General features: G+C 70.6%; 6 protein-coding genes. 1 reads left to right on the top strand and 5 read right to left on the bottom strand.

Annotation, left to right across the window (positions count from 1 at the left end):
- Positions 1-207 precede the first annotated feature (207 nt).
- From Q4D18_RS10360 to Q4D18_RS10380, 5 genes are all read right to left on the bottom strand, one after another.
- The gene (locus tag Q4D18_RS10360; protein ID WP_041290833.1) at positions 208-918 is read right to left on the bottom strand and encodes a DUF305 domain-containing protein; all 711 of its coding nucleotides are present in this window, start codon (positions 916-918) and stop codon (positions 208-210) included.
- Between the two features lie 59 nt (positions 919-977).
- Positions 978-2,996, bottom strand: coding sequence for a copper-translocating P-type ATPase (locus tag Q4D18_RS10365; protein WP_303128085.1), 2,019 nt, complete (start codon positions 2,994-2,996; stop codon positions 978-980).
- A gap of 297 nt (positions 2,997-3,293) precedes the next feature.
- Positions 3,294-3,623 (bottom strand): heavy-metal-associated domain-containing protein, encoded by a 330-nt coding sequence (locus Q4D18_RS10370; RefSeq protein WP_060775536.1) that lies wholly within the window; start codon positions 3,621-3,623, stop codon positions 3,294-3,296.
- Positions 3,624-3,634: 11 nt separating this feature from the next.
- Positions 3,635-4,864: a cell wall metabolism sensor histidine kinase WalK gene (locus tag Q4D18_RS10375; protein WP_303128078.1), complete on the bottom strand. Its 1,230-nt coding sequence runs from the start codon at positions 4,862-4,864 to the stop codon at positions 3,635-3,637.
- Positions 4,861-5,580: a response regulator transcription factor gene (locus Q4D18_RS10380; protein ID WP_303128080.1), complete on the bottom strand. Its 720-nt coding sequence runs from the start codon at positions 5,578-5,580 to the stop codon at positions 4,861-4,863. Before Q4D18_RS10380 ends, Q4D18_RS10375 begins: the two co-directional genes overlap by 4 nt.
- 156 nt (positions 5,581-5,736) lie before the next feature.
- On the opposite strand from Q4D18_RS10380, the gene Q4D18_RS10385 reads away from it, so the two are divergent.
- Positions 5,737-6,603: a F510_1955 family glycosylhydrolase gene (locus tag Q4D18_RS10385; protein WP_017488137.1), complete on the top strand. Its 867-nt coding sequence runs from the start codon at positions 5,737-5,739 to the stop codon at positions 6,601-6,603.
- The last annotated feature ends 227 nt before the right edge of the window (positions 6,604-6,830 follow it).

Consider the following 6,830-nt stretch of genomic DNA (forward strand, 5'->3'; position numbering starts at 1 on the left):
GGGCATGTTCCGATTCTCCTTCAGTTGGATCGGAACGAAACCCAGGGCGCTTCACGTCGAACCAGCCCTAAGGGATGGCCCTCCTGCCGTCGAAGCAGGGGCTGGCCTCACCCAGGGCGGCCCATCATCCGCTGACGGCACCACACCTCCAAGGACGGCCCGTCCACCGAACGGGCCCTCCTTGGGATTGTGGTGCGGCGATGCCGGTCAGGTCGCGGGCAGCTCCTGAAGCATCTGTTCCATCTCGGTGATCTCGGCCTGCTGGTCCGCGACGACCTTTTCGGCCAGGGCCACGGCCTGCGGGGTCTGCCCGCCCTCGACCTCGTCCTGGGCCATCTCGATGGCGCCCTGGTGGTGGGCGGTCATCTGCTCCAGGTACAACCGGGCGGCCTCGGTGCCCTGGGCCTGCTCCAGGGCGGCCATGTCCTCCTCGGACATCATCCCGGACATCCCGCCGTGGTCCATGCCCTCCATACCGCCCATGTCTCCCATGTCCACGGGGTCTTCACCCCAGGCGGTGAGCATGGCGTTCATGCGCTCGATCTCCGGGCCCTGGGCGTCGATGACCTTCTGGGCGAACTCGGCCACCTCGGCCGGGATCTCATCCTTGGCCAGCAGCATCTCGCTCATCTCCACCGCCTGCTGGTGATGCGGGATCATCATCTGAGCGAACATCACGTCCGCGTCATTGTGCTCGGCGGAGACCTCCTCGGCCGAACCGGTGGCCGAGCTAGTAGCCGATTCCGTGGCGGACGGTGTCGCGGTGTCCGTGGCCGCAGGGGTGGCGGCGGGGGCGGAGCCGGTCGCGGTGGCCGAGGCCTCAGCGCCGGCGTTCTCGTCCTGGGCCCCGGTGCCGCAGGCGGTCAAGGTCAGGGCGGAGGCCAGGGTCAGGGCGGTCAGCGTCATGGTGCGTTTCATGGTGGGTCCTTTCATGGTGGGTTGAGGGTTCACATCAGGGTTCACGCCAAGGGGTGAGATCAGGAAACCGCAGCCGGCTGAAGGGCAGCCTGCGACCGGGGGCGCTCGAGAGGAGCCAGGTGCTCCGGGTCCAGGTCGGTGCGGCGCAGCAGCTGGGCGTTGAGGGCCACCACGATGGTGGAGACGGACATCAGGATCGCGCCCACCGCGGGGGAGAGCACGAAGCCGATCGGGGCCAGCACGCCAGCGGCCAGCGGGACGGCGAGCACGTTGTATCCGGTGGCCCAGACCAGGTTCTGGATCATCTTGGTGTAACTGGCCTTGGACAGGTGGATCATGGATAGCACGGCACGGGGGTCATTGCCGGCCAGCACCACGCCGGCCGATTCCATGGCCACGTCGGTGCCGGCGCCGATGGCGATGCCGACCTCGGCCCGGGCCAGGGCCGGGGCGTCGTTCACGCCGTCCCCGACCATGGCCACGGACAGGCCCCGGGCCTGCAGTTCGGTGACCTTGGTGTCCTTGTCCTGGGGCAGGACCTCGGCGAAGACCTCGTCGATGCCCAGATCCCGCGCCACGGCCTCGGCGACCTGGCGGGCGTCGCCGGTGATCATCGCGACCTTGACCCCCCGGGCGTGCAGGGCGGCCACGGCGGCCCGGGACTCGGGGCGGATCTTGTCCTCCACGGCGACCGCGCCGATAACGGACCCGTCGCGGACCACATGCAGCACCCCGGCCCCCCGATCCGTCCAGGCCCGGACATCGGCGGCCAGTGCCTCGGGGGTGTCCAGGGTGAGCTCGCGCAGCATGTTCGGCCCGCCGACGAGGACCTCGGCCCCGGCCACGGTGGCCGTGACCCCGCGGCCGGTGGCGGCCTGGAATCCGGTGCCGCGCAGGCCCAACCGGGCGGCCTCGGCATGACTGGTGGCGGCGGTGACGATGGCCCGGGCCACCGGGTGCTCGCTGTCGGCCTCGGCCGCGGCGGCGTAGGCCAACAGCTCGGCCTCGGAAATGCCGGGCGCCGCGGCGACACCGGTGACGGCGTGGGCGCCCTCGGTCAGGGTGCCGGTCTTGTCAAAGAGCACCACGTCGATGGCCCGCATCTTCTCCAGGGCCATCCGGTCCTTGATCAGCAGCCCGGCCTTGGCGGCGCGTTCGGTGGAGATCGCGATCACCAGCGGGATGGCCAGGCCCAGGGCGTGCGGGCAGGCGATCACCAGCACGGTCACGGTGCGGGTGACCGCATCGGTGGGCTGACCGATCACGGTCCACACGATCGCGGTGATGATCGCCGCCCCCAGGGCGAACCAGAACAGCAACGCGGCGGCCCGGTCCGCCAACGCCTGGGCCCGGGAGGAGGACTCCTGGGCGTCGGCGACCATCCGCTGGATCCCGGCCAGAGCGGTGTCGGCGCCGACGGCCTCGATGCGCACCCGCACGGTGTTGTCGGTGGCCACGGTCCCGGCCACCACCCGCTCCCCGACGGTGCGGGCCACGGCCCGGGATTCGCCGGTGATCATCGACTCGTCGAACTCCGCGGCGCCTTCCAGGATGGTGCCGTCGGCCGGCACGCGGGCCCCGGAGCGCACCAACACGGTGTCCCCGACCGCCAGCTCGCCGACGGGCACGGTCACGGTGTCTCCGTCCACGATCTTCTCGGCCTTCTCCGGCAGCAGCGCGGCCAGGGCGTCCAGGGCGGAGGATGCCGCGCCGAGGGCGCGCATCTCCATCCAGTGCCCCAGCAGCATGATGGTCACCAGCAGGGCCAGTTCCCACCAGAAGTCCAGCATCAGGTCCCCGATGCCCAGGGAGGTGATCCAGGAGGCGACGAAGGCCACGGTGATGGCCATCGCGATCAGCAGCATCATCCCCGGCTGGCGGGAGCGCACCTCGGTGAGTCCGCCCTTGAGGAAGGGGGCGCCGCCGTAGAGGTAGATCACGGTGCCCAGCACCGGGGCGATCCACGCCGAACCGGGGAACTCAGGGACGTGGTAGCCCAGCAGTTGTCCGACCATGTGGCTGAAGAACACCACCGGGAGTGACAGCACCAGCGAGACCCAGAACCGGTTCTTGAACATCGCGGTGGAATGCCCGGCGTGCTTGCCGTGGTCATGGACCTGGTGCTCCTCGTCCAGGGCCGAGTGGGCGTGGCCCTGGGGCATGGCCTGCCCGTGGGTGGCCGCGTCCGCGGGGTGGTGGGCGGCATGGTCGGTGTGGTTGGCGTGGCCGGCGTGGGGGTTCGGGTCTGGGTGTTCGGCGGTCTGGTCGGTGGGGTGATCGTGGTGGTGCGGGGTACTCATGGTGTTCCTTCTGCTCGGCGGTCTGTTCGGCGACCGGCTCGGCGGTGGGGCGCCGACCTCGAGGGGATGGGTCGGTTAGATCCGGACGCGGTAGCCGGCCGCTTCGATGGCCGTCCGCACGGAGTCCGCGGAGGCGGGCCCGGTCACGGTGACGGGGGAGGCCCCGCCGGCGACCAGTTCGACCCGGACATCGTCCACCCCGTCCAGGGCGCTCACGGCCTCGGCGACGGAGCCCACGCAGTGTCCGCAGGTCATGCCCTCCACCTGGTAGGTCGCGTCGCCGGCGCTCGTCCCGGTTGGGTCGGCACTCTGGCGCCCGGCGGGGGCGGTGGCGTCGGCGGCTGGGGCGCAGCACGAGCAGCCGTTGGTGGCCCCCGGCAGCGGGGTGCGGGCGGATTCGGTCATGACGGTCTCCTTCAGGTCTGAGGGCGGCGCCGGATGGCGCCTGTCCTCTTGGTATATACCCCCCGGGGGTATAATTCAAGGGGTGGAGCGCCAGTGTTCACGGTGGATAAACGGGTGCGCCGGTAGGTGGGCTGGTCGGGGGGCTGCTTGGTGGGCAGGTCGATGGTGAACGTCGCCCCGGCCGTGGTGGAGGTGGCGCTCAGGGTGCCGCCGTGGGCCTGGATGAGAGCTCGGGAGATGGCCAGGCCGACCCCGGAGCCGCCGTGGTCACGGTCGCGGGCGGTGTCCCCGCGGTAGAAGCGTTCGAAGACGTGCGGCAGGTGCTCGGGAGAGATCCCCTCCCCGGTGTCGGTGACGCTGAGCGTGACCCCGGACGGGCTTTGTCGGGCCTCGAGGGTGACCCGGCCCCCGGCCGGGGTGTGGCGCAGGGCGTTGGTGAGCAGGTTGCCCAGGACCTGGCCCATGCGCTGGCGGTCCACGTCCACGGCCAGGCCCGGATCGGCGTCCATGGTCAGGGCCACGCCCTTGGTGGCGTAGGCCTCCTTGTGGGCCTCGGTCGCGGCATGCAGCAGCCCGCTGACCCCTTGGGGGCTGCGGTCCAGTTCGATCCGGCCCTCCTCGGCGCGGGAGACGTCGTTGATGTCCTCCACCAGCCGGGTCAACCGGGCCAGCTGCTCGCCCATCAGCTCACCGGTGGGCTCGTCCCAGTGGGACACCCCGTCTTGCAGGGCCTCGTGGTAGACGGTCAGCACGGAGACGGGGGTGCGCAGCTCGTGGGCCAGGTCCGAGAGCATCCGTCGACGGGTGTCCTCGGTGCGCTGAAGCCGCGCGGCCATGGTGTTGAAAGACCCTGCCAGCTCCTCCACCTCGGTGCCGGCGCCCATGGCCGGCACGCGGGTGTCGTACCGTCCACCAGCCATGGCCTTGGCCGCCTGGGTCAGGGCGTTGATCGGACTCTGGATCCGGCGGGCGACATGCCAGGTCAATGCCAGACAACAGATCAAGGCCGTGGCCAGGGCCACGCCCAGGGTCCAGAAATTGGCGTCCCGGTAGGCCTGCTCCACGTGCAGCACCTGGGCTGCATCGTGTCCGGCCCCGGCCTGTTCCAGGTGCTCGTGGAACAGTGGTGGGCCGGCCAGGGAGGCCACCACCACCGCGGCCAGCACGCTGGCCCCCACCACCAGCAGCTGGGCGAGGAAGAACCGGGCCGCTAATCCTTGGTAGCGCCGCCGGCCGGTCATTGCTCCGCCATCCGGTAGCCGACCCCGCGGACGGTGTCGATATAGCGGGCCGGGTCCGCGTCGAGCTTGCGGCGCAGGTTCTTGATGTGCACGTCCACGAGCCGTTCATCGCCCACCCAGGCCGGGTCCCAGACGATATCGATCAGCTGGCGCCGGGAGAAGGCCTGGTGCGGGCGCCCCGACAAGGCGGCCAGCAGGTCGAACTCCGTGCGTGTTAGTTGCACCACCTGGCCCGACACGCGGGCCTCGTGGGCGGCCAGGTCGACGACCAGGTCACCGCAGACCCGTTCCGGTTCGGGGGCTGACACCGTTGTGCGCGGCCGGCGCATGACCGCCCCCACCCGGGCGACCAGCTCCCGGACGCTGAAGGGTTTGGTGATGTAGTCATCGGCCCCCACCGCCAATCCCTCCAACCGGTGGTGCTCATCGCCGCGGGCGGTGAGCATCAGCACATAGCACTCGGAGAAGGCCCGCACCCGCCGGCACACCTCGATCCCGTCCAGCCCGGGCAGGCCCAGGTCCAGGACCATCACGTCGGGCTCGTGAACCCGGGCGGCCTGCACTGCGGCCGGGCCGGTGTGGGTGAGGGCCACCTCGTAGCCGGCCCGCTCCAGGTAGGTGGCCACCATGCGCGCCAGCGGCTTCTCGTCATCGACCACCACCACCCGGCCGGCCGCCGGACCAGTCCCAGTGTCAGTCCCAGTGCCAGAGTTCATGGGTCCAGTCTCGCTCTGTCTCGCGCCCCGGCGGCTCAGAACGGTGCCGGGGCGGGGAATCTTCATCGAATCTTCAAGGCAAACCGCCCCATCCCGGCGCGTCACCGGCCGACAATGGTAAAAGCCCCGCCTTTTGGCCCGGGGCGGAAAGGCTCCATGACCCCCCTGACCCGCAGAACCCTGATCGCCGGCGGGCTGACCCTGCTCGGCGCTGGCACCCTCACCGCCTGCGCCGCGCCGAACCCCGCGACATCCCCGGCGGCCGGCACCGGCACGCAGGGCACCGGCACGGCCATCACCCACGTCCATGCCCTCACCCGGGACCCCGAGTCCGGTGAGGTGCTGCTGGCCACCCACCAGGGCCTGTTCCGGCTCCAGGACGGGGAGCTGACCCAGGTCGGTCCGGTCGTGGACTTCATGGGTTTCACCCTGACTCCCGAGGGCCGCTACCTGGCCTCGGGTCACCCCGCGCCGCACACCGACCTGCCCGAGCCGCTGGGCCTGGCCGAGTCCACCGACCGGGGCCAGAGCTGGACGGTGCTCTCCCGCGGCGGCGCATCCGATTTCCACGCCCTGGCCGCCGGCCCGAACGGGGTCCTCGGCTTCGATGGGCAACTGCGCGCCAGCACCGACGGCCTCACCTGGCAGAGCCTTGAGATCCCCGTCGCCCCGGCATCGCTGGCGATCTCCCCCCAAACCGGGACCGTGCTGGCCACCACCGAAACCGGCATGTTGCGCTCGACCGACCACGGCGCGACCTGGACCACCCTGGACACCCCCCAGCTGATGCACCTGGTCGCCTGGGCCGATGACACCACCGCCGTGGGCGCCGGCACCGAAGGACACCTGCTGACCAGCACCGACGCCGGCGACACCTGGACCGCCAGCGACCGCCCGGTCGGCACGGCCACCGCCCTGGGAACGGGCATCACCGACGACGGGCAGACCGAAGCACTGCTGGTCGTCGGCTCGACCGTGCTGTCCACCACGGACGGCGGGAACACCACCGAATCGCTGCTGTGACCTCCTTGAAGCGCCCTGGATTCGTCGGAAACAGACGCACGTCGCGGGCGCTCATGCTGTGGCTTTGTGAGATAGATGGCGGCTTTCCTTCAGGATTAAATGGCGGCGCATGCTGTCCGCCCAGAAGCGTCGACGTCCACGGGGTCACTTAAATGCTCCGCTCGTGAGACAAGGGCCTCGGAGTCACGGGGCCTTGGCGAGTCCAGTAAGGATGGTTTGGGCCAGCG

It is taken from the genome of Micrococcus sp. (assembly GCF_030523875.1).
GTDB lineage: Bacteria > Actinomycetota > Actinomycetes > Actinomycetales > Micrococcaceae > Micrococcus.